Annotated in this window: 19 protein-coding genes, 2 rRNA genes and 1 pseudogene (1 of these 22 only partly in view); 12 read left to right on the forward strand and 10 right to left on the reverse strand. The window is 63.7% G+C overall.

Annotation, left to right across the window (positions count from 1 at the left end; translation table 11 throughout):
• The 3 genes and pseudogenes from ACOAPY_RS09545 to ACOAPY_RS09555 all read left to right on the forward strand — a co-directional run.
• Positions 1-2,588 (forward strand): 23S ribosomal RNA (locus ACOAPY_RS09545) (it extends 303 nt beyond the left edge of the window).
• Between the two features lie 137 nt (positions 2,589-2,725).
• A 5S ribosomal RNA gene (gene rrf / locus ACOAPY_RS09550) occupies positions 2,726-2,841 on the forward strand.
• A gap of 188 nt (positions 2,842-3,029) precedes the next feature.
• A pseudogene (locus tag ACOAPY_RS09555) lies at positions 3,030-3,149 on the forward strand (IS3 family transposase); the annotation flags it as partial.
• Between the two features lie 117 nt (positions 3,150-3,266).
• On the opposite strand, the gene fabI reads toward ACOAPY_RS09555, so the two are convergent.
• From fabI to ACOAPY_RS09585, 6 genes are read right to left on the reverse strand one after another with little or no spacing between them, the layout of a single operon-like run.
• The gene (fabI, locus tag ACOAPY_RS09560) at positions 3,267-4,061 is read right to left on the reverse strand and encodes an enoyl-ACP reductase FabI (RefSeq protein ID WP_076583297.1); all 795 of its coding nucleotides are present in this window, start codon (positions 4,059-4,061) and stop codon (positions 3,267-3,269) included.
• Between the two features lie 20 nt (positions 4,062-4,081).
• A complete protein-coding gene (locus ACOAPY_RS09565) occupies positions 4,082-5,695 on the reverse strand; it encodes an ABC transporter ATP-binding protein (RefSeq protein WP_465156433.1) in 1,614 nt (537 codons plus the stop codon).
• 1 nt (position 5,696) lies between these two features.
• On the reverse strand, positions 5,697-6,716 hold the full coding sequence (locus tag ACOAPY_RS09570; protein WP_076428791.1) for an ABC transporter permease: 1,020 nt from the start codon (positions 6,714-6,716) through the stop codon (positions 5,697-5,699).
• A 3-nt stretch (positions 6,717-6,719) separates the two neighbouring features.
• A complete protein-coding gene (locus ACOAPY_RS09575) occupies positions 6,720-7,805 on the reverse strand; it encodes a microcin C ABC transporter permease YejB (protein WP_076428789.1) in 1,086 nt (361 codons plus the stop codon).
• A complete protein-coding gene (locus ACOAPY_RS09580; RefSeq protein WP_465156435.1) occupies positions 7,805-9,634 on the reverse strand; it encodes an extracellular solute-binding protein in 1,830 nt (609 codons plus the stop codon). The genes ACOAPY_RS09575 and ACOAPY_RS09580 overlap by 1 nt, the downstream gene beginning before the upstream one ends.
• The gene (locus ACOAPY_RS09585; RefSeq protein WP_465156437.1) at positions 9,631-11,460 is read right to left on the reverse strand and encodes an extracellular solute-binding protein; all 1,830 of its coding nucleotides are present in this window, start codon (positions 11,458-11,460) and stop codon (positions 9,631-9,633) included. Before ACOAPY_RS09585 ends, ACOAPY_RS09580 begins: the two co-directional genes overlap by 4 nt.
• A gap of 202 nt (positions 11,461-11,662) precedes the next feature.
• Between ACOAPY_RS09585 and ACOAPY_RS09590 the strand changes: the two genes are divergently transcribed.
• On the forward strand, positions 11,663-13,084 hold the full coding sequence (locus ACOAPY_RS09590; protein WP_465156760.1) for an HDOD domain-containing protein: 1,422 nt from the start codon (positions 11,663-11,665) through the stop codon (positions 13,082-13,084).
• A 37-nt stretch (positions 13,085-13,121) separates the two neighbouring features.
• Here ACOAPY_RS09590 and ACOAPY_RS09595 read toward each other — a convergent pair whose 3' ends face one another.
• Together ACOAPY_RS09595 and gloB are read right to left on the reverse strand one after the other, a co-directional pair.
• Positions 13,122-14,699 carry a LysM peptidoglycan-binding domain-containing protein gene (locus ACOAPY_RS09595; RefSeq protein WP_465156439.1) on the reverse strand — a complete coding sequence of 526 codons (1,578 nt, stop codon included), beginning with the start codon at positions 14,697-14,699 and terminating at the stop codon, positions 13,122-13,124.
• Between the two features lie 93 nt (positions 14,700-14,792).
• Complete coding sequence (gene gloB, locus ACOAPY_RS09600) at positions 14,793-15,575, reverse strand: hydroxyacylglutathione hydrolase (RefSeq protein WP_465156441.1); 783 nt, start codon at positions 15,573-15,575, stop codon at positions 14,793-14,795.
• Between the two features lie 72 nt (positions 15,576-15,647).
• Here gloB and ACOAPY_RS09605 point away from each other — a divergent pair, with 72 nt between their 5' ends.
• From ACOAPY_RS09605 to ACOAPY_RS09625, 5 genes are all read left to right on the forward strand, one after another.
• Positions 15,648-16,406, forward strand: a complete 759-nt coding sequence (locus tag ACOAPY_RS09605; RefSeq protein ID WP_465156443.1) for a class I SAM-dependent methyltransferase — start codon at positions 15,648-15,650, stop codon at positions 16,404-16,406.
• 8 nt (positions 16,407-16,414) lie between these two features.
• A complete protein-coding gene (gene rnhA, locus ACOAPY_RS09610) occupies positions 16,415-16,870 on the forward strand; it encodes a ribonuclease HI (protein WP_021699579.1) in 456 nt (151 codons plus the stop codon).
• Complete coding sequence (gene dnaQ / locus ACOAPY_RS09615) at positions 16,863-17,606, forward strand: DNA polymerase III subunit epsilon (RefSeq protein ID WP_021699578.1); 744 nt, start codon at positions 16,863-16,865, stop codon at positions 17,604-17,606. The genes rnhA and dnaQ overlap by 8 nt, the downstream gene beginning before the upstream one ends.
• A 128-nt stretch (positions 17,607-17,734) precedes the next feature.
• Complete coding sequence (locus ACOAPY_RS09620; RefSeq protein WP_465156445.1) at positions 17,735-19,975, forward strand: Orn/Lys/Arg family decarboxylase; 2,241 nt, start codon at positions 17,735-17,737, stop codon at positions 19,973-19,975.
• Positions 19,976-20,015: 40 nt separating this feature from the next.
• Positions 20,016-21,359 (forward strand): amino acid permease, encoded by a 1,344-nt coding sequence (locus tag ACOAPY_RS09625; RefSeq protein WP_465156447.1) that lies wholly within the window; start codon positions 20,016-20,018, stop codon positions 21,357-21,359.
• Here the strand turns inward: ACOAPY_RS09625 and nhaB are convergent.
• Complete coding sequence (gene nhaB, locus ACOAPY_RS09630; RefSeq protein ID WP_465156449.1) at positions 21,343-22,845, reverse strand: sodium/proton antiporter NhaB; 1,503 nt, start codon at positions 22,843-22,845, stop codon at positions 21,343-21,345. The two genes, ACOAPY_RS09625 and nhaB, sit on opposite strands and share 17 nt — an antisense overlap.
• Before the next feature lie 220 nt (positions 22,846-23,065).
• On the opposite strand from nhaB, the gene ACOAPY_RS09635 reads away from it, so the two are divergent.
• Genes ACOAPY_RS09635 through nudC form a run of 3 tightly spaced genes read left to right on the forward strand, consistent with a single transcriptional unit; the run spans position 23,066 to position 26,412 of the window.
• A complete protein-coding gene (locus ACOAPY_RS09635; protein WP_076583615.1) occupies positions 23,066-23,878 on the forward strand; it encodes a crotonase/enoyl-CoA hydratase family protein in 813 nt (270 codons plus the stop codon).
• 27 nt (positions 23,879-23,905) lie between these two features.
• Positions 23,906-25,579 carry a ferrous iron transporter B gene (locus ACOAPY_RS09640; protein ID WP_465156451.1) on the forward strand — a complete coding sequence of 558 codons (1,674 nt, stop codon included), beginning with the start codon at positions 23,906-23,908 and terminating at the stop codon, positions 25,577-25,579.
• Entirely contained in the window at positions 25,579-26,412 is an 834-nt protein-coding gene (nudC, locus tag ACOAPY_RS09645) for an NAD(+) diphosphatase (RefSeq protein ID WP_465156453.1), read from the forward strand. Before ACOAPY_RS09640 ends, nudC begins: the two co-directional genes overlap by 1 nt.
• A 3-nt stretch (positions 26,413-26,415) precedes the next feature.
• On the opposite strand, the gene ACOAPY_RS09650 is transcribed toward nudC, so the two are convergent.
• A complete protein-coding gene (locus ACOAPY_RS09650; RefSeq protein ID WP_465156455.1) occupies positions 26,416-26,784 on the reverse strand; it encodes a glyoxalase superfamily protein in 369 nt (122 codons plus the stop codon).
• Position 26,785: the final 1 nt, after the last annotated feature.

A 26,785-nucleotide genomic window follows, 5' to 3' on the forward strand; every position in this document is an offset into this window, starting at 1 on the left:
AAGTGCGGCCATAGTGGGTGATAGCCCTGTACGCGAAAGGATCTTAGAAGTGAAATCGAGTAGGACGGCGCACGTGAAACGTTGTCTGAATATGGGGGGACCATCCTCCAAGGCTAAATACTACTGACTGACCGATAGTGAACCAGTACCGTGAGGGAAAGGCGAAAAGAACCCCGGAGAGGGGAGTGAAATAGAACCTGAAACCGTATGCGTACAAGCAGTGGGAGCCCACTTTGTTGGGTGACTGCGTACCTTTTGTATAATGGGTCAGCGACTTATATTCAGTGGCGAGCTTAACCGAATAGGGGAGGCGTAGCGAAAGCGAGTCTTAATAGGGCGTTTAGTCGCTGGGTATAGACCCGAAACCGGGCGATCTATCCATGGGCAGGTTGAAGGTTAGGTAACACTGACTGGAGGACCGAACCGACTACCGTTGAAAAGTTAGCGGATGACCTGTGGATCGGAGTGAAAGGCTAATCAAGCCCGGAGATAGCTGGTTCTCCTCGAAAGCTATTTAGGTAGCGCCTCACGTATCACTCCAGGGGGTAGAGCACTGTTTCGGCTAGGGGGTCATCCCGACTTACCAAACCGATGCAAACTCCGAATACCTGGAAGTGCCGAGCGTGGGAGACACACGGCGGGTGCTAACGTCCGTCGTGAAAAGGGAAACAACCCAGACCGTCAGCTAAGGTCCCAAAGTTATGGTTAAGTGGGAAACGATGTGGGAAGGCTTAGACAGCTAGGAGGTTGGCTTAGAAGCAGCCACCCTTTAAAGAAAGCGTAATAGCTCACTAGTCGAGTCGGCCTGCGCGGAAGATGTAACGGGGCTCAAACCATACACCGAAGCTACGGGTATCACGTAAGTGATGCGGTAGAGGAGCGTTCTGTAAGCCTGTGAAGGTGAGTTGAGAAGCTTGCTGGAGGTATCAGAAGTGCGAATGCTGACATGAGTAACGACAATGCGAGTGAAAAACTCGCACGCCGAAAGACCAAGGTTTCCTGCGCAACGTTAATCGACGCAGGGTTAGTCGGCCCCTAAGGCGAGGCAGAAATGCGTAGTCGATGGGAAGCAGGTTAATATTCCTGCACTTCTAGTTACTGCGATGGGGGGACGGAGAAGGCTAGGCCAGCACGGCGTTGGTTGTCCGTGTTTAAGGTGGTAGGCAGAGATCTTAGGTAAATCCGGGGTCTTAATGCCGAGAGCTGATGACGAGTGTCCTTTTGGACATGAAGTGGTTGATGCCATGCTTCCAGGAAAAGCCTCTAAGCTTCAGGTAACTAGGAACCGTACCCCAAACCGACACAGGTGGTTGGGTAGAGAATACCAAGGCGCTTGAGAGAACTCGGGTGAAGGAACTAGGCAAAATGGCACCGTAACTTCGGGAGAAGGTGCGCCGGTGAGGGTGAAGGACTTGCTCCGTAAGCTCATGCCGGTCGAAGATACCAGGCCGCTGCGACTGTTTATTAAAAACACAGCACTCTGCAAACACGAAAGTGGACGTATAGGGTGTGACGCCTGCCCGGTGCCGGAAGGTTAATTGATGGGGTTAGCGCAAGCGAAGCTCTTGATCGAAGCCCCGGTAAACGGCGGCCGTAACTATAACGGTCCTAAGGTAGCGAAATTCCTTGTCGGGTAAGTTCCGACCTGCACGAATGGCGTAACGATGGCGGCGCTGTCTCCACCCGAGACTCAGTGAAATTGAAATCGCTGTGAAGATGCAGTGTATCCGCGGCTAGACGGAAAGACCCCGTGAACCTTTACTGTAGCTTTGCACTGGACTTTGAGCCTGCTTGTGTAGGATAGGTGGGAGGCTTTGAAGCGTGGACGCCAGTTCGCGTGGAGCCATCCTTGAAATACCACCCTGGCATGCTTGAGGTTCTAACTCTGGTCCGTCATCCGGATCGAGGACAGTGTATGGTGGGCAGTTTGACTGGGGCGGTCTCCTCCCAAAGAGTAACGGAGGAGTACGAAGGTGCGCTCAGACCGGTCGGAAATCGGTCGTAGAGTATAAAGGCAAAAGCGCGCTTGACTGCGAGACAGACACGTCGAGCAGGTACGAAAGTAGGTCTTAGTGATCCGGTGGTTCTGTATGGAAGGGCCATCGCTCAACGGATAAAAGGTACTCCGGGGATAACAGGCTGATACCGCCCAAGAGTTCATATCGACGGCGGTGTTTGGCACCTCGATGTCGGCTCATCACATCCTGGGGCTGAAGCCGGTCCCAAGGGTATGGCTGTTCGCCATTTAAAGTGGTACGCGAGCTGGGTTTAGAACGTCGTGAGACAGTTCGGTCCCTATCTGCCGTGGACGTTTGAGATTTGAGAGGGGCTGACCTTAGTACGAGAGGACCGGGTTGGACGAACCTCTGGTGTTCCGGTTGTCACGCCAGTGGCATTGCCGGGTAGCTATGTTCGGAAAAGATAACCGCTGAAAGCATCTAAGCGGGAAACTTGCCTCAAGATGAGATCTCACTGGAGCCTCGAGCTCCCTAAAGGGCCGTCGAAGACTACGACGTTGATAGGTTGGGTGTGTAAGCGCTGTGAGGCGTTGAGCTAACCAATACTAATTGCCCGTGAGGCTTGACCATATAACACCCAAACAATCTGTAGATTGTCGGTGATGGTGAAGTCGACAAACGAACCGAAAGTTCGCTAAGAACAGCAAAGCCAAGATCACATACCCAATTCGCTGTGGCGACTCAACACCGACACAGCAACCGAATTGCTTGACGACCATAGAGCGTTGGAACCACCTGATCCCATCCCGAACTCAGAAGTGAAACGACGCATCGCCGATGGTAGTGTGGGGCTTCCCCATGTGAGAGTAGGTCATCGTCAAGCTCCTATCCCCAAACCCCCATCCGCATTAGCGGGTGGGGGTTTGGCCTTTCTGGGGCTAAAGTTTCAAGGTCTGATGACCGAGCGACGATGCTTAGAACTGGCGTATGCATGAAGCTCAGGCGACGTCTCCCCCGATTTGAGTAGCGTTCAGCTTTAGAGTCCAATCCCAGTATCCAGGAGATTGGACATACGATAGTGATGACTGGAAGCGCTTTTGCGTAGCCAACAACCTGGAGCCTAGCATGAGCCGGCGAGGCAGCTGCTGGGATAACGGGGTAGAACCCACCCGAGCAACTGCTGTTAAAAGGACATAAAAAATCCGATGCCAGTGGTCAGGCATCGGATTTTCGGGGAAGCCCCTCGGGGCTCAAATGTTTATGTGAACAGGTTACTGCAACAAGCCAGGCTTTCAGGGTCAGGGACGATCAGTCCTCAATGGCGCCCATGGCGGTGGTGTTGAAGCCGCCGTCGACGTAGAGGATCTCGCCACTGATGCCCGAGGCCAGGTCGGAGCAGAGGAAGGCGCCGGCGTTGCCGACTTCCTCGATGGTCACGTTGCGGCGCAGCGGGGTCTGCTTCTCGTTGGCGGCGAGCATCTTGCGGAAGCTCTTGATGCCGGAGGCGGCCAGGGTGCGGATCGGGCCGGCGGAGATGGCGTTGACGCGAGTGCCCTCCGGGCCGAGGCTGCCGGCCAGGTAGCGCACGCCGGCTTCCAGGCTGGCCTTGGCCATGCCCATCACATTGTAGTTGGGCATGGTGCGCTCGGCGCCCAGGTAGGAGAGGGTGAGGATGCTGCCGTTGCGACCCTGCATCAGCGGGCGGCCGGCCTTGGCCAGCGCGACCAGGCTGTAGGCGCTGATGTCGTGGGCGATCTTGAAGCCTTCGCGGGTGGTGACTTCGGTAAAGTCGCCGTCCAGTTGGTCGCCCGGGGCGAAGCCGACGGAGTGGACGATGCAGTCCAGGCCGTCCCACTTCTGGCTCAGGGCCTCGAAGACCTTGGCGATTTCTTCATCGCTGGCCACATCGCAGGGGAAGCACAGCTCGGGGCTGGAGCCCCAGCCAGCGGCAAATTCCTCGACGCGGCCCTTGAGCTTGTCGTTCTGGTAGGTGAAGGCGAGCTCGGCGCCCTCGCGGTGCATGGCGGCGGCGATGCCCGAGGCGATCGACAGTTTGCTGGCCACGCCAACGATCAGTACGCGCTTACCGGCGAGAAAACCCATGTGCATCATTCCTCTTTCAGTTAGTCGGTGGTTGCCGGAGCCATGAATGCGGCTTCCAGCAACTGCCGGGTATAGGGGTGCTGCGGCGCGGCGAAAACCTGCTCGGCCGGCCCCTGTTCAACCACCTTGCCCTGCTTGACCACCATCAGCTGGTGGCTCAGGGCCCTGACCACCGCCAGATCGTGGCTGATGAACAGGTACGTCAGGTTGTACTTGGCCTGCAACGAGCGCAGGAGCTCCACCACTTGGCGCTGTACCGTGCGGTCGAGCGCCGAAGTGGGCTCGTCGAGCAGGATCAGCGCCGGTTTCAGCACCAGTGCCCGGGCAATGGCAATCCGCTGCCGTTGCCCGCCAGAAAACTCATGGGGATAGCGAAACCGGGTCTCCGGATCCAGCCCTACCTCCTTGAGCGCGTCGATGACGGCCTGTTCCTGCTCCTCCTCGCTGCCCATGCCGTGGATGCGCAGGCCTTCGCCGACGATCTGGCTCACGCACATGCGTGGGCTGAGACTGCCGAAGGGGTCCTGAAACACCACCTGCATCTGCCGCCGCAACGGCCTCACGGCTTCTTGCGACAACCCGTCCAGCGCCTGGCCCTGGAAGCGGATGGCGCCGCGGCTGGCCAGCAGCCGCAGGATCGCCATGCCGAGGGTGGACTTGCCGGAACCGCTTTCGCCGACGATGCCCAGGGTCTGGCCCTGGGGCAGGCTGAAATCGATACCGTCCACCGCCTTCACATGATCGACCGTACGCCGCAGCACGCCCTTCTTGATCGGGAACCACACGCGCAGGTCGTCCACTTCCAGCAGCGGCGCGCCGGCGGGGTTGGCCGCCGGTGCGCCGCTGGGCTCGGCGCCGAGCAGTTCCTGGGTATAGGGATGCTGCGGAGCGCGGAACAATTCTTCACACGACGCCTGTTCGACGATGCGACCGCGCTGCATGACACATACGCGGTGGGCGATTCTTCGTACCAGGTTGAGATCGTGGGTGATCAGCAGCATGGCCATGCCCAGGCGCGCCTGCAGTTCCTTGAGCAGGTCGAGGATCTTCAGCTGCACGGTGACGTCCAGCGCGGTGGTCGGCTCGTCGGCGATCAACAGTTCGGGCTCGTTGGCCAGGGCCATGGCGATCATCACGCGCTGGCGCTGGCCGCCGGACAGCTCATGCGGATACGACTTGAGGCGCTTGGCCGGGTCGGGAATACCGACCAGCTCCAGCAGCTCGATGATTCTCGCCGTAGCCGCCGCGCCGGTCAGGCCCTTGTGCCAGGCCAGCACTTCACCGATCTGCTTGCCGATGCTGTGCAGCGGGTTGAGCGAAGTCATCGGCTCCTGGAACACCATGGCGATGCGGTTGCCACGGATGCCACGCAGCTTGTCCGGCGGCAGCTGCAGCAGGTCCTGGCCGCCATAGTGGATGCTGCCTGCCGGATGACGGGCAAGCGGGTAGGGCAGCAGGCGCAGGATGGAGTGGGCGGTGACCGATTTGCCTGAGCCGCTCTCGCCGACCAGGGCGACGGTCTCGCCGCGGTGGATGTCGAAGCTGACGCTCTCGATGACCCGCTGGACCTGGCTGCCCATGACGAACTCGACGGCCAGGTCGCGCACTTCGAGCAGGGGTTTGTGTTCGCTCATGTCATTTCCTCGGGTCGAAGGCGTCGCGGGCGGCTTCGCCGATGAACACCAGCAGGCTGAGCATCAGCGCCAGCACGGCGAAGGCGCTGATACCGAGCCAGGGAGCCTGCAGGTTGGCCTTGCCCTGGGCCACCAGCTCGCCCAGCGAGGGCTCGCCGGCCGGCAGGCCGAAGCCGAGGAAGTCCAGCGAGGTCAGGGTGCCTATCGCTCCCGTCAGGATGAAGGGCATGAAGGTCATGGTCGAGACCATGGCATTGGGCAGGATGTGGTGGAACATGATGCCGCCGTTGCCCATGCCCAGTGCACGGGCCGCGCGCACGTACTCCAGGTTGCGGCCGCGGAGGAACTCTGCGCGTACCACGTCGACCAGGCTCATCCAGGAGAACAGCAGCATGATGCCGAGCAGCCACCAGAAGTTCGGCTGCACGAAACTGGCCAGGATGATCAGCAGATAGAGCACCGGCAGGCCGGACCAGACTTCCAGGAAACGCTGCCCGGCCAGGTCGACCCAGCCGCCGTAGTAGCCCTGCAGGGCGCCGGCCAGGACACCGATCAGCGAGCTGAAGAGGGTCAGCGCCAAGGCGAACAGCACCGACACGCGGAAGCCGTAGATCACCCGTGCCAGCACGTCACGACCCTGATCGTCGGTGCCCAGCCAGTTCTGCGCCGAGGGCGGTGCGGGGGCCGGAACCTGCAGTTCGTAGTTGATGCTGGAGTAGCTGAAGGGGATTGGCGGCCAGAGCATCCAGCCATCCTTCGCCGCGATCAGCTCCTGGATGTAGGGACTCTTGTAGTTGGCCTGCAAAGGGAACTCGCCGCCGAAGGCGGTTTCCGGGTAGCGCTTGAACACCGGGAAGTAGAATTCCCCGTCATAGCGCACCACCAGCGGCTTGTCGTTGGCGATCAGTTCGGCGCCCAGGCTCAGTACGAACAGAGCGAGGAACAGCCAAAGCGACCACCAGCCACGGCGGTGGGCCTTGAACAGGGCGAAGCGGCGTTGATTGAGCGGGGAGAGCTTCATTGATCAGTTCTCCCGGCTTTCGAAGTCGATGCGCGGATCGATCAGGGTGTACATCAGGTCGCTCAGTAGCTTGGCCAGCAGGCCGAACAGGGAAAAGATGAACAGGGTGCCGAACACCACCGGGTAGTCGCGGTTGACGATCGACTCGAAGCCCAGCAGGCCGAGGCCGTCGAGCGAGAAAATCACCTCGATCAGCATGGAACCGGCGAAGAAGATGCCGAGGAAGGCGGAGGGGAAACCGGCCACCACGATCAGCATGGCGTTACGGAACACGTGGCCGTAGAGCACCCGGCTATCGGTCAGGCCTTTGGCCCTGGCGGTGACCACGTATTGCTTGCCGATCTCGTCGAGGAAGCTGTTCTTGGTCAGCAGGGTCAGGGTGGCGAAGCTGCCGATCACCAGGGCCGTGACCGGCAGGGCCAGGTGCCAGAAGTAGTCGAGGATCTTGCCGCCCAGGCTGAGTTCGTCGAAGTTGCCCGAGGTCAGCCCGCGCAAGGGGAACCAGTCCCAGTAGCTGCCGCCGGCGAACAGTACGATCAGCAGGATGGCGAAGAGGAAGGCCGGGATGGCGTAGCCGACGATGATCGCCGAGCTGGTCCAGACATCGAAGGCGCTGCCGTGGCGGGTGGCCTTGGCGATCCCCAGGGGGATGGAGATCAGGTAGGTGATCAGGGTGCTCCAGAGTCCCAGGGAGATGGACACCGGCATCTTCTCCAGGATCAGGTCGACCACGCTGGCGTCGCGGAAGAAGCTCTGGCCAAAATCGAGCTGGGCGTAGCTCTTGAGCATCAGCCAGAAGCGTTCCGGTGCCGACTTGTCGAAGCCGTACATCTTCTCGATCTCGGCCACCAGTTCCGGGTCCAGGCCCTGGGCGCCACGGTAGTTGGAGCCGGCCACGGAGACTTCGCCGCCGCCACCGGAGACTCGCGCGGTGGCGCCGCCGGAGGCGGCGTCGAAGCCTTCCAGTTTGGCGATCATCTGTTCCACCGGGCCGCCGGGCGCGGCCTGGACGATGATGAAGTTGATCAGCAGGATGCCCAGCAGCGTGGGGATGATCAGCAGCAGGCGGCGAACGATATAGGCCAGCATTACTGGGCTTCCTGCTTGGCTTCGGGGACGGGCGCGTTCTTCGGCGGATGCAGCGGGCTTTCTTCCCACCAGGTCATCAGGCCGAAGTCATACAACGGCGTGACTGCGGGGCGGCCGAAGCGTGTCCAGTAGGCCACGCGCCAGGTATCCACGTAGTAGTTGGGTACCACGTAGTGGCCCCAGAGCAGGGCGCGATCGAGGGCGCGGGCGTGGGTGATCAGCTCCTCGCGCGAGCCTGAGCGGATCAGGCCCTCCACCAGTTGGTCGATGGCCGGGTCGCGCAGCCCCATCAGGTTGCGGCTACCGGGGTTGTCGGCGCTGCTGGAGTGCCAGAATTCGCGCTGCTCGTTGCCTGGCGAGCTGGATTGCGGCCAGATGGCCGAGGTCATGTCGAAGTCTCGCGAGCGCAGACGATTGATGTACTGCGAGACGTCGACCCGGCGGATCTGCAGGTCGATGCCCAGTTCGGCCAGGTTACGCTTGAACGGCAGCACCACCCGTTCCAGGTTGGGCTGGAAGTTGAGGAATTCGAAGGCCAGCTGCTTGCCGTCCGGGCCGATCATCTTGTCGTTTTCGATACGGTAGCCGGCCTCGGTCAGCAACTGGTAGGCGCGTCGGCTCTGCTCGCGAATGATGCCGCTGCCGTCGCTGACCGGTGGCTCGAACGCCTGGCTGAAAACCTCCGGCGGCAGCTTGTCACGCAGTGGCTCGAGCAGCTTCAGCTCAGCTTCCGAGGGTAGGCCGCGAGCCGCCATCTCCGAGTTCTCGAAGTAGCTGTGGGTGCGTTTGTAGGCACCATAGAACAGCTGCTTGTTGGCCCATTCGAAGTCGAACAGCTGGGCGATGGCCTCACGTACCCGCCGGTCCTGGAAGATGGGGCGGCGCAGGTTGAACACGTAGCCCTGCATGCCGGCTGGGTTGTGGTTGGGAATGGCCAGTTGGACGAATTTGCCGGCACGCAGGGCCGGACTGTCGTAGCCGGTGTTCCAGTCCTTGGCCGAGTATTCGAGGTTGACGTCGAACTGACCAGCCTTGAAGGCTTCCAGGGCCACCTGGCTGTCGCGATAGAAGTCGATCTGGATGCGGTCGAAGTTGTACAGGCCGCGGGTCACCGGCAGATCCTTGGCCCACCAGTCCTTGACCCGTTCGAAGGTCACCGCGCTGCCCGGGGCAACCTTGCCGATCCTGTACGGGCCGCTGCCCAAGGGGGGCTCCAGATCACCCTTGCTGAAGTCGCGGGTGGCCCACCAGTGTTTGGGCAACACCTGGATCTGCCCGAGGATCAGTGGCAGCTCGCGGTTGTCCTTGTGCTTGAAGTCGAAGCGCACCCTGAGCTTGTCCTCGGCCACCACCTGCGCTACGTCGGCGTAGTAGTGGCGATACATGGGATCGCCCTTCTCCAGCAGGATGTTGAAGGTGAAGATCACGTCCTCGGCGGTCACCGGCGTGCCGTCATGGAAGCGTGCCTTGGGGTTGAGGATGAAGCGCACGTAACTGTTGTCCGGCGCCTTGTCGATTTTCTCGGCCAGCAGGCCGTACTCGGTGAACGGCTCGTCCGGCGAGTGGTAGGTCAGGCTGTCGTAGATCAACCCCACGCCCACCGCATTGCCCTTGGGAATGAAGGGGTTGAAGCTGTCGAAGCCGCCGACGCTCTGCTGGCGCAGGGTGCCACCCTTGGGCGCGTCCGGGTTGACGTAGTCGAAGTGCTGGAAATCCGCCGGGTATTTGGGCGGCTCGTCGTACAGGGTGATGGCATGCCGCGGTTCGGCCTGGGCCGCGCCGGCCAATAGCAGCAGGGCGGCGCCCAGGGTGCGCAGGTTCGGTGTCATCGAGCGGTCTCCGTGGGCTTCAGCCACCAGGCCCGCAAGCCCAGGGTGTAGGGCGGGGTGGTGACGAAGGCGAAACGGTTGCGATAGGCCAGGCGGTGATGGCTGACGTACCAGTTGGGAATGCTGTAGTGCTGCCACAACAGCACGCGGTCCAGCGCGCGGGCAGCGGCGACCTGCTGTTCGCGGGTCTGCGCGGCGAGCAGCTTTTCCAGCAGGCTGTCGACCACCGGGTGGCGCACGCCCGCGTAGTTCTTGCTGCCTTTCACCCCGGCCTGGCTGGAGTGGAAGTACAGCAGCTGCTCCAGCCCTGGGCTGAGGCTCTGCGGCAGGGTCATGAGGATCATGTCGTAGTCGAAGTGGTCGAGGCGCTGCTTGTACTGGGCGCGGTCCACGGTGCGCAGCCTGGCCTGGATGCCAATGCTGGCGAGGTTTTCGGTATAGGGCTGGAGGATGCGTTCCAGGTTCGGGTTGACCAGCAGGATCTCGAAACGCAAGCGCTCGCCGCGAGCATTGACCAGATGCTGGCCGGAAGGTTTCCAGCCGGCTTCGGCGAGCAGGGCCAGGGCCTTGCGCAGTGTCTCGCGCGGGATACCTCGGCCATCGGTGGCGGGCAGGGCGAAGGGCTCGGTGAACAGCTTGGCGCGCAGCTGCTTGCGGTAGGGCGACAGCAACAGCCATTCCTGGCCTTCCGGCTTGCCGCTGGCGGCGAATTCGCTGTTGGGGTAGTAGCTGCTGCTGCGCGTATAGGCGCTGTTGAACAGGGTGCGGTTGGTCCACTCGAAGTCGAACATCAGCCCTAGCGCTTCGCGCACCTTGCGTTCGGCAAAGATGTCGCGGCGCGTGTTCATGAACAGGGCCTGGGTCTGGGTGGGGATCTGGTGCGGGATTTCGGCGCGGATCACTTCACCGCGGGCGATGGCCGGGAAGCGGTAGCCGTTGGCCCAGTTCTTCGCCTGGTGTTCGATGTAGAAGTCGAATTCGCCAGCCTTGAAGGCTTCGAAGGCAACGTTGCTGTCGCGATAGAACTCCACTTCGACCCGGTCGAAGTTGTACTTGCCGCGATTGACCGGCAGCTTCTCGCCCCACCAGTCCTTGACCCGCTCGAACACCAGGCGCCGGCCCGGCTCTACCTGGCTGATGCGGTAGGGACCGCTGCCCAGCGGCACCTCGAAGCTGGTGGCGCGAAAATCGCGATTCTTCCAGTAGTGCTGGGCCAGTACCGGCAGCTCGCCCAGGCGCAGGATCAGCAGCGGATTGCCGGCGCGCTTGAAGACGAAACGGATTCGATGGCGGTTGAGGATGTCGACCCTTTTGACTTCCTGCAGGTTGGTGCGGTACTGCGGGTGGCCGTCACGGACCAGGGTGCGGTAGGAAAAGGCCACGTCATAGGCGGTAATCGGCTTGCCGTCGTGGAAGCGCGCCTCCTCGCGCAGGTTGAACACCACCCAGCTGCGGTCCTCGTTGTACTCCACGCTTTTGGCGATCAGGCCGTAGCTCGACGCCGGCTCGTCGCCGGAAGGATCGTAGGCGCCGGTACCCACCATCAGCGGTTCGTTGAATTCGCTGACCCCGTACTGCAGGAAGTTGGGCGCGGCCGACGGGCTACTGCCCTTGAAGCTGTAGGGATTGAGGGTGTCGAACGTACCGTAGGCCATTACCCGCAGGGTGCCGCCCTTGGGCGCATTGGGGTTGACCCAGTCGAAGTGGGTGAAGTTGGCCGGGTATTTCAGCAGGCCGAACTGAGCGTAGCCGTGGCTTTCGCTAAGCGTCGCGAAGGCGGGGGAGCTCATGACCAGGCCGAGGATCAGCGATAGCAGGAGGCGCATCGGGTGCGGGGTCCGGTCCATGGTGCTCGGGCGTCAGCGCTGCAAGGCAGCGGTCGTGCACCCGGTGTCTGTTCGTTTGCCGGTACAGTAACAGCTTGTATAGGCAGGAAAAAGAGTGCCTTTTCCAGGCAGGTGCCATCAATTTGATTACACTGAAACAAATTGAAATGAGGTCCCAGCCTTGGCGGAACGCAGTATCGGTTTGCAGTCATGGATTGATCGATTGAATCAGGCTGAATTGCCTGCATTAGCGTCCGTGGTGCAGGACCTGCATCGCCTGTCCCAGGCCGAAAAGGCCTCGGTGCAGCAGTTGGCGGACCTGTTGCTGCGTGACGCGTCGCTTACCGCCAAGGTGCTACGGGTCGGCAATAGCGTCTACTACAACCCTTCCCAGGAAAGCATCCGTACCATCTCGCGGGCCATCGTGCTGATCGGCTTCGACAATGTGCGGCTGATCGGCATGTCGGTCAGCCTGATCGACAGCCTGCTCACGCGGGTGCCGCGCGAGCAGTTGCAGATGTTGCTGGCACGCTCCTTCCATGCCGCCGTGCAGGCCCGCAACATCGCCGGCTACGTGCTGACCCGGCACCAGGAGGAAGTGTTCATCGCGGCCCTGCTGCACAAGGTCGGCGAACTGGCCTTCTGGGCTTGCGGTGGCGAGCAGGCCGATGAGCTGGCAGACGCCCTGGCGCAGCCCAATGTCGATGTGGACGAGGCGGTGCGCGAGGTGCTGGGAACCAGTTTCCGCCAACTGACCCAGGGCCTGGTGAAGAGCTGGAACCTTGGCGAGCTGGCCAGTTTCGCCCATGGCAGTGGCAACCAGCATGACCCGGCCGTGCGTGCGGTGACGCTGGGCGTGAAGATCAGCGAGGCGGCCCTCGAGGGCTGGGACTCGCCGGAGATGGAAAAACTGGTGCAGCAACTGGCCGACTTCACCGGCGTCAGTGCCGAAGACGCCCTCAAGCAGGTGCTGGAAAGCGCCGAGGAAACGGTCGAGGTGGCCGCCACCTTCGGTGCCAGCCAGCTGTGCCGGCTGATCCCCAATACCGACCCGGAGCAGATCAAGCTGCAACAGCAGGAGCGCAAGGCGCGCCTGCTGCAGCCGGACCTGCTGGTGCTGCAACAGGCACTGCAGGATCTGGGCATGATGGTCAACCAGCGGGGCGATGTCGGTCTGGTCCTCGATACGCTGCTCCGGGGCCTGCATCAGGGCGCCGGCCTGGAGCGGGTGATGCTCGCGGTGCTGGCCGATGGGCAGACCTGTTTCCGCGCCAAGCGGGCAGTGGGCGAGGGGACCGAAAGATGGCTGGCGGAATTCCAGTTGCCGGCCAAGCAGGCCGAGCAGCCGCACATCTTCAGTTATGCGCTGCGCAATCGCGAGGCGATCTGGATGGGAGTGCCGGCCAGCTACAACCTGGCCGAGCTGGTGACCCTGCCGATGCGTCAGTTGCTTGGCCAGGGCATGTTCTTCATTGCCCCGCTGCTGGCGGGAACCCGCGAAATCGGCGTGCTCTATGCCGATAGCCGGGTATCCGGGCGGGCGCTCAAGCATGAGCAGTTCGTGGCTTTCCAGCGTTTCACCCAGCTGACCGGGCGCTGCCTGGAGGCGCTGGGCAAGCGCTGACGAAAAGGCCGCCCGCGGGCGGCCTGGTGGCTGTCGCTCAGTCGAGGTAGAGCGTCAGGGTCTGTCCGGGTTTCAGCGAGCGACTATCGCTGCGCGGGTTCCAGCGCTGCAGGTGCTTGATGTCGACCTTGAAGCGCTGGGCGATCAGGTACATGGAGTCGCCGCTCTTGACCCGGTAGTAGGTGACATTCTGCCGTGCGTCGCTCTTTTTGCTGGTCGCCACCGCGTTGCCGGTGCCGCCGCTGCCGCCACGAATTTCCAGCACCTGGCCCAGGCTCAGCTTGCTGCGGGCATTCAGGCCGTTCCAGCGCTGCAGGTCCTTGAGCGACACGCCGTGAGCGTTGGCGATCTGCCACAGGTTGTCACCGCTCTTGACCGTGTAACGCTGCGGATGGCTGGCCGGCGCCTTGGCCACCTGATGCAGGCCCTGCGCCGGCTCGCGGCCGCCCTGTGCCGGGATGTTCAGCACCTGGCCGACGCGCAGGTGGTTGCTGCGCAGCTTGTTGACGTCCTTCAGGGTATTGACCGTCAGGTGGTAGCGGTTGGCGATGCTGTGCAGGTTGTCGCCCGAGCGCACCCGATACTCCTGCCAGCGCACCAGCTCCTGCGGTTTCATCATCGCCAGGTTGGCGTTGAACTGCTCGGCCTTCTCGATGGGCACCAGCAGGTGCTGAGGGCCATCGATGGTGATGCCTTTCTTGAAGGCCGGGTTGAGGCTCTCCAGTTCGTCCTCCTCCATGTCGACCATGGCGGCCACGCGCGCCAGATCAAGGCCCGGCTTGCTCGCCACCTTCTCGAAGTAGGGCTCGTTGGCGATCGGATTGAGGCGCACGCCGTAGGCCTCGGGCGACAACACGATCTGCGACAGGGCCAGCAGCTTGGGCACATAGTTCTGGGTTTCCTGCGGCAGCGGCAGGTTCCAGTAGTCGGTCGGCAGACCGAGCTTCTGGTTGCGCTCGATGGCGCGGCTGACCGTGCCTTCACCGGCGTTGTAGGCGGCCAGGGCGAGCAGCCAGTCGCCATTGAACATGTCATGCAGGCGGCTCAGATAGCTCAGCGCGGCATTGGTGGAGGCGGTGATGTCGCGGCGGCCGTCGTACCAGTTGGTCTGGCGCAGGTTGAAGTGACGACCGGTGGAGGGGATGAACTGCCAGATGCCGACCGCATGACTGCGTGAATAGGCATAGGGGTTATAGGCGCTCTCGATCACTGGCAGCAGGGCCAGCTCCATCGGCATGTCGCGCTCTTCCAGGCGTTCGACCACGTAGTGGATGTACAGGCTGCCGCGCTCGCTGGCATTCTCCAGGAAGGATGGATTGCTGACGAACCACAGGCGCTGGTTCTCGATGCGCGGGTTGACACCGATCTCGTCCTGCAGCTTGAAGCCGTCGCGCATGCGTTCCCAGATGTCCTTGGGCGGCTCTGGCTCGGTGTCTTCGTTGAGCCATTCGGGCTCCTGCTGCAGGCTCACGGCGCGGTCGGTATCGCGACCGTCGTCATCGCTCGGCCCCATGCTCTGGCAGCCGGCCAGTCCGATGCAGAACAGCAGCGCCAGAGCCTTGCCGCCGCGCGCCAGAGACGCCGTATCGAGAGTTCCGAAAGGTAATAAAAACATCGGTCGCTAGTGTCTGCTGGCGCTAAAAAGTGGAGGGATTCTAGGAATGCCCCCTGGGGTGGTCAAGTTTTCACCAGTGCGACCGGTCGGTTTTTAACCAGCGCGGAACTGGTCTTTCCACTGTCTGAGGGCGGCAAACACCTGTGCGGCTGTGTGTGTGGCAGTGCCATCCCGCTCGTCGACCATTTGTTTAACGGATGTTTCGTCGCAGCGCAGGAAGGGGTTGCTGGCCTTCTCCAGACCGATGGTCGAGGGCAGGCTGATGCGCCCGGCGGCACGCCAGGCGCTGACTTCCGCGAATCGTGCGGCGACAGCCGGATTGTGTGGCTCCACGGCGCGGGCGAAGTGCAGATTGCTCAAGGTGTATTCGTGGGTGCAGTAAACGGCCGTGGCATCCGGCAGCGCCGCCAGGCGCTGCAACGAGTGGTGCATCTGCTCCGGTGTGCCCTCGAACAGGCGCCCACAACCGGCGGCGAACAGGGTGTCGCCACAGAACAGCCAGCCTTCCTCGGCCTGGTAGTAGGCGATGTGCCCGAGGGTATGGCCGGGCAACGCATATATAAGGAAGCGACGCCCCAGTACCTCGATGTCTGCACCCTCGTCCAGGGCCAGGTCGCGGGCTGGGATGTTCTCCCGCGCGGGGCCGCAGACACGCGCGCCGGTCGCCGCTTTGAGCGTAGCCACGCCGCCCACGTGGTCCGGGTGGTGGTGGGTGATCAGGATGTCGCTGAGCTGCCAGTCGCCATGCGCCTGCAGCCAGGCCAGTACCGGCGCGGCATCGCCCGGATCGACGGCGGCGCAGCGTCGCTTGGAGTGGTCCTGCAGCAGCCAGATGTAGTTGTCGCTGAAGGCGGGAAGGGCGTCGATCTGAAACATTTTGCGGGTCGCCAATAGGAGATTAATGACGCATCTTAAGCGCTAACGCGTCCCGTGTTGATGGAGGTGGCAATGAGCGAACAACCTTTCGCCCAGGCCGGTGCCGAGTGGCTGGAGCTGACCTGTGCTGCCCGCGAGTGGCTGGCTTCGCCACTCGGCCAGCTGCTGCTGACGGCTGAACGCCAGGCGCTGGAGGAGGAGCTGGCGCGCTATTTCGGTGGTTATCTGGTGCACTACGGGCCGGCCCAGGCCGAACCGCCGAAGGCACCGCAGATCCGCTGCAACGTGCGCCTCGGGGCGCCGCTGGCCGGCGTACACATCGCCTGCGAGGAGCAGGCCTGGCCGCTGGGCGAGCATGCCGCCGACGTGGTGGTGCTGCAGCACGGCCTGGATTTCTGCCTGTCGCCCCACGGCCTGTTGCGCGAGGCGGCGCGCAGCGTGCGCCCGGGCGGCTATCTGCTGATCAGCGGGGTCAACCCCTGGAGCACCTGGGGCCTGCGCCACTATTTCGCCCGTGACGGCTTCCGCCAGGCCCGCTGCATCTCGCCCAACCGCCTGGCGGACTGGCTCAGCCTGCTTGGCTTCGCGCTGGAGAAACGCCGCTTCGGGTGCTATCGTCCGCCGCTTTCTGCGCCGGCCTGGCAGGCGCGGCTGGCCGGGCTGGAGCGCTGGGGCGCGAGCCTGCATGCACCCGGAGCGGGGTTTTACCTGCTGGTGGCGCGCAAGCTGGTGGTCGGGCTGCGGCCGCTGCGCCCGGTACCGCGCGCCAGCATGGGCAAGCTGTTGCCGATGCCGGTGGCCAAGGTCAGCCGGCGCGATTCCGAGAACTAGAGCATTCGATGAGCGAAGACAAGGTCGAGATCTATACCGACGGCGCCTGCAAGGGCAATCCCGGCCCCGGTGGCTGGGGCGCGCTGATGGTCTACAAGGGCGCCGAGAAGGAGCTGTGGGGCGGCGAGCCCAACACCACCAACAACCGCATGGAGCTGATGGCGGCGATCTGCGCGCTGATGGCGCTGACCCGTTCCTGCCAGGTGCGCCTGACCACCGACTCGCAGTATGTAATGAAGGGCATCCAGGAATGGCTGCCGAACTGGAAGAAGCGCGGCTGGAAGACCGCCAGCAAGGAGCCGGTGAAGAATGCCGACCTCTGGCAGGCACTGGACGAGCAGGTCAACCGTCATCAGGTCGAATGGCAGTGGGTGCGCGGCCATACCGGCCACCCGGGCAACGAGAAGGCCGACCAGTTGGCCAACCGTGGCGTCGAAGAAGCAAGGGGAATGAAGCGTGCGTAGCGTCGTACTGGATACCGAAACCACCGGCATGCCGGTGACCGATGGCCACCGCATCATCGAGATCGGCTGCGTCGAGCTGGAAGGCCGCCGCCTGACCGGGCGCCACTTCCACGTCTACCTCAACCCCGATCGCGAGATCGACGAGGGCGCGATCGCCGTCCACGGCATCACCAACGAGTTCGTCGCCGACAAGCCGCGTTTCAAGGACGTGGCCGACGAGTTCTTTGCCTTCATCGAAGGCGCCCAGCTGATCATCCACAACGCGGCGTTCGACGTCGGCTTCATCAACAACGAGTTCGCCCTGCTCGGGCAGAGCGAGCGCAGCGACGTCAGCGACTACTGCTCGATCCTCGACACCCTGCTGATGGCGCGCGAGCGCCATCCGGGCCAGCGCAACAACCTGGACGCCCTGTGCAAGCGCTACGGCGTCGACAACTCCGGTCGCGACCTGCACGGCGCATTGCTCGACGCCGAGATCCTCGCCGACGTCTACCTGACCATGACCGGTGGCCAGACCCATCTGTCGCTGGCCGGTGACGGCGGCGACGGCTCAGGCCGCGTGCTGCCCAGTCCGATTCGCCGCCTCGACCCGAACCGCGCGCCGATCCGCGTGCTGCGCGCCAGCGAGGAAGAACTGGCTGCGCATGCCGCGCGCCTGGCCATCATCGAGAAATCCGCTGGCGGCCCGTCGCTGTGGGCCAAGATGGAGGCGCCGGCGGAAGAGCCGGCGAGCTGAGGGGCGCGGTCGTACGGCCAATGCGACCTTTTCTTACAGCCTTCCGCACAGGGGGTTCCGCCGCCATCGGCGAACTTCTAACCTGAGGGGATAGGTGCCCCAGAGCACCAACCCCTCAGGAAGGCACAATGTATAAAGACCTGAACTTCCCCATCCTCATCGTTCACCGCGACATCAAGGCCGACACCGTCGCCGGCGAGCGCGTCCGCGCCATCGCCGAGGAACTGGGCAAGGATGGCTTCACCATCCTCTCCACCGCCAGCTCCGCCGAGGGGCGCATCGTCGCCTCCACCCACCACGGCCTGGCCTGCATCCTGGTGGCTGCCGAGGGAGCGGGGGAGAACCAGCGACTGCTGCAGGACATGGTCGAGCTGATCCGCATCGCCCGTGTGCGCGCGCCGCAGCTGCCGATCTTCGCCCTGGGCGAGCAGGTCACCATCGAGAACGCCCCGGCCGACGCCATGGCCGATCTCAACCACCTGCGCGGTATTCTCTACCTGTACGAAGACACCGTGTCCTTCCTCGCCCGCCAGGTGGCGCGCGCGGCGCACAACTACCTGGACGGCCTGTTGCCGCCGTTCTTCAAGGCGCTGGTGCAGCATACCGCGCAGTCCAACTATTCTTGGCACACACCCGGCCACGGCGGCGGCGTGGCCTACCGCAAGAGCCCGGTGGGGCAGGCCTTCCACCAGTTCTTCGGCGAGAACACGCTGCGTTCCGACTTGTCCGTGTCGGTGCCCGAGCTGGGCTCGCTGCTCGACCACACCGGCCCGCTGGCCGAGGCCGAGGCGCGCGCCGCACGCAACTTCGGCGCCGACCACACCTTCTTCGTGATCAACGGCACTTCGACGGCGAACAAGATCGTCTGGCATTCCATGGTCGGCCGCGATGATCTGGTGCTGGTGGACCGCAACTGCCACAAGTCGATCCTGCATTCGATCATCATGACTGGCGCCATCCCGCTGTACCTGTGCCCGGAGCGCAACGAGCTGGGCATCATCGGGCCGATTCCCCTTTCCGAATTCAGCAAGGAATCGATCCAGGCCAAGATCGATGCCAGCCCGTTGGCGCGCGGCCGCGCGCCCAAGGTCAAACTTGCCGTGGTGACCAACTCCACCTACGACGGCCTCTGCTACAACGCCGAGATGGTCAAGCAGGCCCTGGGCGACTCGGTGGAAGTCCTGCACTTCGACGAGGCCTGGTACGCCTACGCCGCCTTCCACGAGTTCTACGCCGGACGCTACGGCATGGGCACCCGCTGCGAGGCGCATTCGCCGCTGGTGTTTTCCACCCACTCCACGCACAAGCTGCTGGCGGCCTTCAGCCAGGCCTCGATGATCCATGTGCAGGACGGTGGCGCGCGCCAGCTGGACCGCGACCGCTTCAACGAAGCCTTCATGATGCACATCTCCACCTCGCCGCAGTACGGCATCATCGCCTCGCTGGACGTGGCCTCGGCGATGATGGAAGGCCCGGCCGGGCGCTCGCTGATCCAGGAGACCTTCGACGAGGCGCTGAGCTTCCGTCGCGCCCTGGCCAACCTGCGGCAGAACCTGGCGGCGGACGACTGGTGGTTCAGCATCTGGCAACCGGAGCAGGCCGGCGGCGAGGGCGTGCACACTGGCGACTGGCTGCTGCAGCCCAACGCCGACTGGCACGGCTTCGGCGAAATCGCCGAGGACTATGTGCTGCTCGACCCGATCAAGGTCACCCTGGTGATGCCGGGGCTGTCCGCCGACGGCAGGCTGACCGCGGCCGGCATTCCCGCGGCGGTGGTCAGCAAGTTCCTCTGGGAACGCGGCCTGGTGGTGGAGAAGACTGGTCTGTATTCCTTCCTGGTGCTGTTCTCCATGGGCATCACCAAGGGCAAGTGGAGCACCCTGCTGACCGAGCTGCTGGAGTTCAAGCGCTTGTACGACGCCAACGTGCCGCTGCTCGATGCGCTGCCGTCGATCGCCCGCGAGGGCGGGGCGCGCTACGCCGGCATGGGCCTGCGCGACCTGTGCGACGAGCTGCACGGCTGCTACCGCGAAAATGCCACGGCCAAGGCACTCAAGCACATGTACACGGTGTTGCCGCAGGTGGCGATCAAACCGGCCGATGCCTACGACAAGCTGGTGCGCGGCGAGGTCGAGGCGGTGCCCATCGAGCAGCTCGAAGGGCGCCTGGCGGCGGTGATGCTGGTGCCTTATCCGCCGGGCATTCCGCTGATCATGCCGGGCGAGCGCTTCACTGCCGAGACCCGCTCGATCATCGACTACCTGCAGTTCGCCCGCACCTTCGACAGCCAGTTCCCCGGCTTCGATGCCGATGTGCACGGCCTGCAGCGCGACGGGGCGTGCTATACCGTGGATTGCATCAAGGAATAACGCCGGCCAGGTGGCCGGGCCTGTGCAATCCGGGGGGAACATGGCTCAGGACAAGAGCAGCAAGGGCGAGATGGGGTTCTGGACCTGCAGTGCCCTGGTGATCGGCAACATGGTCGGCTCGGGAGTGTTCCTGCTGCCGGCCAGCCTGACGCCCTATGGCGGCCTGAGCCTGATCGGCTGGCTGGTGTCGAGTGCCGGGGCCATATTGCTGGCGCTGACCTTCTCGCGCCTGGCGCGTTTCGACCCGGCCGCCGGCGGCCCCTACGCCTATACCCGCGATGCCTTCGGCAGTTTCGCCGGCTACCTGTGCGCCTGGATCTACTGGATGGCCGCCTGGATCGGCAATGCGGCGATCTCGGTGACCCTGGTCGGCTACCTGCAGGTATTCCTGCCGGTACTGCGTGACCCGCTGCTGATGGTCAGTACGGCGATCGGTGCGATCTGGCTGTGCACCCTGATCAACCTGCGCGGCATCCGCTCCTTCGCCGTGGCGCAGAACATCCTCACCCTGCTCAAGCTGGTGCCGCTGCTGCTGGTCGGTTTGCTCGGCTGGTTCTATTTCAACCCGAGCTACCTGCGCATTCCCGAGCCGGCCGCGCTGCCAGGCGGCGGTTATGTGCAGGCCATCGCTACCACGGCGGCGCTGACCCTGTGGTCGTTCATCGGCCTGGAGTCGGCCACGGTGCCGGCCGAGCACGTACGTGACCCGCGCCGCACCATCCCGCGCGCCACTTTGTTCGGCACACTGGTGGCAGCGGCGGTGTACATCCTCTCCAACACGGCGGTACAGGGCATCCTGCCGCCGGATGTGCTGGCCCACTCCAGCGCGCCTTTCGCCGATGCGGCGCGGGTAATGTTCGGCGACTGGGGCTACTACTTCATCGCGGGTGGAGCGGTGATCGCCTGCCTGGGCGCGCTCAATGGCTGGGTCCTGCTGCAGGGGCAGATCCCCATGGCGCCGGCGCGCGACGGTCTGTTCCCGGCGATCCTGGCGAGGACCAGCCGGCGCGGCGTGCCAGCCCACGGCATGCTGATCTCGGGGGTGCTGGTGACCCTGCTGGTGCTGGTGAACGGCCAGGGTGAGCTGGTCGAGGTGTTCAACGTGATCATCCTGCTCGGCACCATGGCTGGGGTGGTGCCCTATGTGCTGTGTGCCGCGGCGCTGCTGCACCTGCTGGCGACCAAGCCCGATGGTTTCAGCGCACGGGAGCGCGGGCGCCAGCTGCTGGTGGGCAGCTGCGCCTTCATCTACTCGGTCTGGGCGCTCTACGGCACGGGTGAGCAGGCGGTGTTCTGGGGCTTCCTGGTGATGATGGTGGGCATCCCGTTCTACACCTGGCGGCAGTGGCGCAACCGGCTGCAGTCCGTCACAGCCAGTAACTGACCGCCCACCAGCCCAGGCCGCCCATGACCACCGTGTAGGGCAGCGCCATCCACACCATGCGCCCGTAGGACAGCCGAATCAGTGGCGCGATGGCCGAGGTGAGCAGGAACAGGAAGGCCGCCTGGCCGTTGGGCGTGGCTACGCTGGGCAGGTTGGTGCCGGTGTTGATGGCTACCGCCAGCACGTCGAAATGCTCACGGCTCATCTGGCCGGCGAGGAAGGCTTGCTTGACCTCGGTGATGTAGATGGTGGCGACGAATACGTTGTCGCTGATGGCCGAGAGCAGGCCGTTGGCGATGAACAGCATGCCGGGCTGCTGCTCCGCTGGCAGTGTCAGGACCCACTGGATGATCGGGCTGAACAGCTGCTGATCGTGGATCACCGCGACCACGGCGAAGAACACCACCAGCAGCGCGGTGAACGGCAGAGCGTCCTGAAAGGCGCGGCCGATCTGGTGCTCATCGGTGATGCCGGAAAACGCGGTGATCAGCACGATCACCAGCAGGCCGATCAGCCCCACTTCGGCGACGTGGAAGGCCAGGCCGAGGATCAGCACCAGTGCGGCCAGGCCCTGCACCAGCAGCGCCGCACGCTGGGCCTGGGTGCGATGGGCATCGTCCTCACGGGCGTGCTCGGCCAGGACCTGACGCACGGCAGCCGGGAGCAGGGCGCCGTAACCGAACCAGCGCAGCTTCTCCAGCAGCACGCAGGTAGCCAGGCCGGCGACCAGTACCGGTAGCGAAACCGGTGCGACTTCGAGGAAGAACTGGCCGAAGTTCCAGCCGACCTCGTGACCGATCAGCAGGTTCTGTGGCTCGCCCACCAGGGTGCACACGCCACCCAGGGCAGTACCGACGGCGCCGTGCATCAGCAGGCTGCGCAGGAAGGCGCGGAACTGCTCCAGGTCCTCGCGGTGCAGCTCCACCACCTCATGGTCGCTGTTGACCCCGACGTCTTCACGCGGGTTCTTGCCGGAGGCGACCCGGTGGTACACGGAGAAGAAGCCGACACCGACGCTGATGATCACCGCCGTCACCGTCAGGGCATCAAGGAAGGCCGAGAGGAAGGCCGAGAACAGGCAGAACAGCAGGGCCAGCAGCGGCTTGGAGCGCACCCCCAGCAGCAGCCGGGAGAACAGGAACAGCAGCAGGCCCTTCATGAAATAGATGCCGGCGACCATGAACATCAGCAGCAGGATCACCGGGAAGTTGTGCGCCAGTTCCTTGTACAGGGCCTGCGGCGTTGTCAGTTGCAGCAGGATCGCCTGCAGCACCAACAGACCGCCTGGCTGCAGCGGATAGCACTTGAGGGCCATGGCCAGGGTGAAGATGAATTCGCCGACCAGCAGCCAGCCGGCCACTGCCGGGCCCAGGCTCCACAGCACCATGGGGTTGGCGATCAGGAAGAAGATGATCGTCAGCTTGTACCAGGACGGGGAGTTGCCCAGGAAGTTGTCGACCAGGGCGTGGGTCAGTGAGCGCTGCATTGCCGATATCCCCAATTCCATGGCCGCTATTGCCGGCCTAGTTCTAAAAAGATCAAGAGTTTAACGAAGATAGTCAGAATTCTTCTTAGCTTTGCCAGCGTGCTCTGGATCACAGTGACCGGCATCGACTTTTGTTTCGTGCTTGTTATAGTGGGCTGATTGATTCCAAAACAACATATCCGCGCGCACCCCGTGCGCCCTGTCACCGAGGATGATCTGCGTGTCCGAATACAAAGCATTCCGCGTCGAGCTGGTCGACAAGATCGCCCATGTGCAGATCAATCGCCCGGAAAAAGTGAACGCGATGAACGCGGATTTCTGGACCGAGATAGTCGACGTCTTCCGCTGGATCGACGACACCGATGACGTGCGCGTTGTGGTCCTTTCCGGTGCCGGCAAGCATTTTTCCTCGGGTATCGACCTGATGCTGCTGGCCCAGGCCGGCAGCCAGCTGGGCAAGGACGTGGGCCGCAATGCCGAGGCGCTGCGCCGCAAGATCCTCCAGTTGCAGGCCTCTTTCAATGCCGTCGACAACTGCCGCAAGCCGGTGCTCGCGGCGATCCAGGGCTACTGCCTGGGCGGCGCGATCGACCTGATCTCGGCCTGTGACATGCGTTACTCCACCGTCGATGCGCAGTTCTCCATCAAGGAAATCGACATGGGCATGGCGGCCGATGTCGGCACCCTGCAGCGCCTGCCGCGCATCATCGGTGACGGCATGATGCGTGAGCTGGCCTTTACCGGCCGCACCATCGACGGCGCCGAGGCGCAACGGATCAATCTGGTCAATCGTACCTATGCCAGCCAGGAAGAACTGCTGGCCGGCGTTTTCGAGATCGCTCGCGAGATCGCTGCCAAGTCGCCAATCGCCATTCGCGGCACCAAACACATGATTCGCTACATGCGTGACCACCGCGTGGATGACGGCCTCGAGTACGTCGCCAACTGGAACGGTGCCATGCTGCAGTCTGCCGACCTGCGCGTGGCCATGGCCGCGCACATGAGCAAGCAGAAGCCGGAATTCGCCGACTGACCCAGCCTAAAGAGGTTCAGCAGACCCATGGTCACTGGAGCGACATCCCTGAGCTTGGTGCGTGACGAACTGTTCACCACCATCGAAGAGACTGAACAGAGTCTCGAGCAGTTCATTGCCGAACGGAACAATGGCAGCCTGTTGCAGCAGGCCGTGGAAAACCTGCAGCAGGTGCGTGGCACCCTGAACCTGATCGAACTGGCCGGCGCCGAGCTGCTGGCCCAGGAAGTGCTGCAACAGGCAACCGACATTCCCGCCGGAGCCGGCGAGGAGCGCGATGGTCAGCTGGCGGCCCTGAGCAGCGCACTGTACGTGCTGCGCCGCTACCTGGAAAACGTCGACGCCCATCGCCAGGAAATGCCTGAGTTGCTGCTGCCGGCCATCAACGAGTTGCGCCAGGCCGGTGCCCAGCCGCCGCTGCCGGAAAGTTTCTTCTTCAGCGTCCGCCTCGACCAGCCGCGCGAGGCCGGCATGCCTAGCACGCCGCTGAGTGTCGAGGATGCCCGGCGCCTGCGCCACATGTTCCAGGTCGGGCTGCTGGGCTTCATCCGCGAAGACAACCTGCAGGCCGGGCTCAAGCTGATGCTGCGGGCGCTCGTGCGCCTGGATGGCCTGTTCTCCGACAAACCGGCCGGACGCCTGTGCTGGATCGGCGCGGCGGCCGTGGAGTCGCAGCTGGAGGGGCAACTGCTGCCGCGCAAGGCGCGCAAGCAACTGTTCTCTCGCCTGGATCGCGAGATCAAGCAGGCCCTGGTGGCCAACGGCAGCTACGAGGCGCCGCGCAGCCTGCTCAAGGAGCTGCTCTACCTGGTGGCCCTGGCCGACAGCCGCGGCCCGCAGTCGAGCGCCGTGCGCGAGGTGTTCGGCCTCACGCCGCTGCCGTTCACCGACCATCTGCTCGACGAGGAATACCAGCGTCTGTCCGGCCCCGGCCAGGGCGTGATGCGCTCGCTGTCCACCGCTATTCGCGAGGAGCTGGCCAGTGTCAAGGATCTGCTCGACCTGATCGAGCGTGGCACCGCCCAGCCGGACAGCTTCGGCAACCTGCATGCACTGCTCGGCAAGCTGTCCAAGACCCTCAACATGGTCGGGCTGAGCTCCGCCGCCAACGCCCTGCAGGTGCAGCTGCCGGTGGTGGGCAGCTGGAGCGAGGAGAGCCTTCCTGCCAACCCCGACCTGCACAAACTGGCGGAGGCGGTGCTCTACGTCGAGAGCATGGTCGCCAGCCTGGAGCGTGGCGAGCAGCGCAACGCCAGGCCACAACAGGCGCAGCCGGGCGACGAGGGCGAGGCATTCGCCGCGCACCAGTTGATCGAGGCGCGCATCGTGGTGGTCGATGAGGCCCAGGGCGGCCTGGCTCTGGCTAAACGTGCCATCACTTCCTATATCGAGGCCAGTGGTGATCGCATCCACCTGGCCAACGTGCCGACCAGCCTGCAGGCCGTACGTGGCGGCCTTTGGTTCCTTGGTCAGGAGCGCGCGGCCAAGCTGATCGGCCTGTGTGCCGACTACATCCAGACGCAGATGCTCGATGCTAGGCAGATGCCCTCCGAGCAGATGCTGGAAACCCTGGCTGACGCGCTCAGTAGCCTGGAGTACTACCTCGAGGGCGGTGCGGTGCTGCGTCCCGAGACCACGCCGAGCGTGCTCGACCTGGCCGAGGAGAGTGTGCGCGCCCTGGGTCTGTCGGTAGCTGCCTGATGGCTTCCGGCTGGCAGACCACGCCGCCGCTGGACAATGCCCAGGCCGGTGGCTGGGCACTGGTACGCAGCCCGCAGGGCTTTCTCGCCGACAGCAACGGCGTCCTTTTCCCGCGCGACTGGCTCAAGCGCCAGGAGTTGCCGGTGATCGCCGAGCACGGCCTGGGGCGTTTCGACGATCAGCCGGTTTGGCTGTTGCAGGTCGAGCACGCCGCCGAGATGCCCGGCTGCTTCTGGCAGGGCTTGCGCCAGTTCATGCTGCAGGCCGACTACCCGACGTTCCGCATGCTGTCGTTTGCCGAGCAGGTGGCGCATTGGGACCTCAATCACCGCTTTTGCGGGCGCTGTGGTAGCCGTAACCGCCAGGTGCCGGGCGAGCGCTGCCTGCGCTGCCCCGAGTGTGGTTTGGACAGCTATGCACGCATCTCGCCGAGCATGATCGTGCTGGTCACCCGTGGCGACGAGCTGCTGCTGGCTCGCTCGCCGCGTTTCGTGCCGGGGGTCTACAGCACCCTGGCCGGTTTCGTCGAGCCCGGCGAGTCGGCCGAGGAGTGCGTGGTACGCGAGGTGCATGAGGAGGTCGGCATCCAGGTCGGCAAGCTGCAGTACCTGGGGAGCCAGGGCTGGCCTTTCCCGCATTCGCTGATGCTCGGTTTCCACGCCGAGTATGCCGGCGGCGAGATCGTGCCGCAGCCCGAAGAGATCGAGGATGCACGCTGGTTCTCCATCGACCAACTACCGCCACTGCCGATGCAGCGCTCCATCGCCCGCTATCTGATCGACCTCTATGTGGCGCGCCGCCTGGGCCACCCGGAGCCGCAGCTGCCGCGTTGAACGTCAGCCGCCGATGCTGTCAGTGAACGTCAGGCGGTTGCCGAAGGGATCACGCAGGCTCATGTCACGACTGCCCCAGGGCATTGTCTCGATGGTCGCATGCGCATAGCCATAGCGCTTCTGTTGCAGTTCCCGAAGCAGATCGTCGAGGTCCTTCGTCGCGATGCGCAGGGCCGCGCCCGGGCAGGCGTCGCCATGGTGCTCGGACAGGTGCAGCACGCAGCCGTCGCGCGATACCTGCAGGTACAGCGGCATCCCGGGGGCAAAGCGGTGTTCCCAGTCGATCTGGAAGCCCAGGTAGTCCACATAGAATTCGCGGGCCTTTGCCTCGTCGAAGATGCGCAGTATCGGAGTGGTATGGCCGAGTCGCATG

This window comes from Pseudomonas stagnisoli (assembly GCF_048595745.1).
Classification (GTDB): domain Bacteria; phylum Pseudomonadota; class Gammaproteobacteria; order Pseudomonadales; family Pseudomonadaceae; genus Aquipseudomonas; species Aquipseudomonas alcaligenes_A.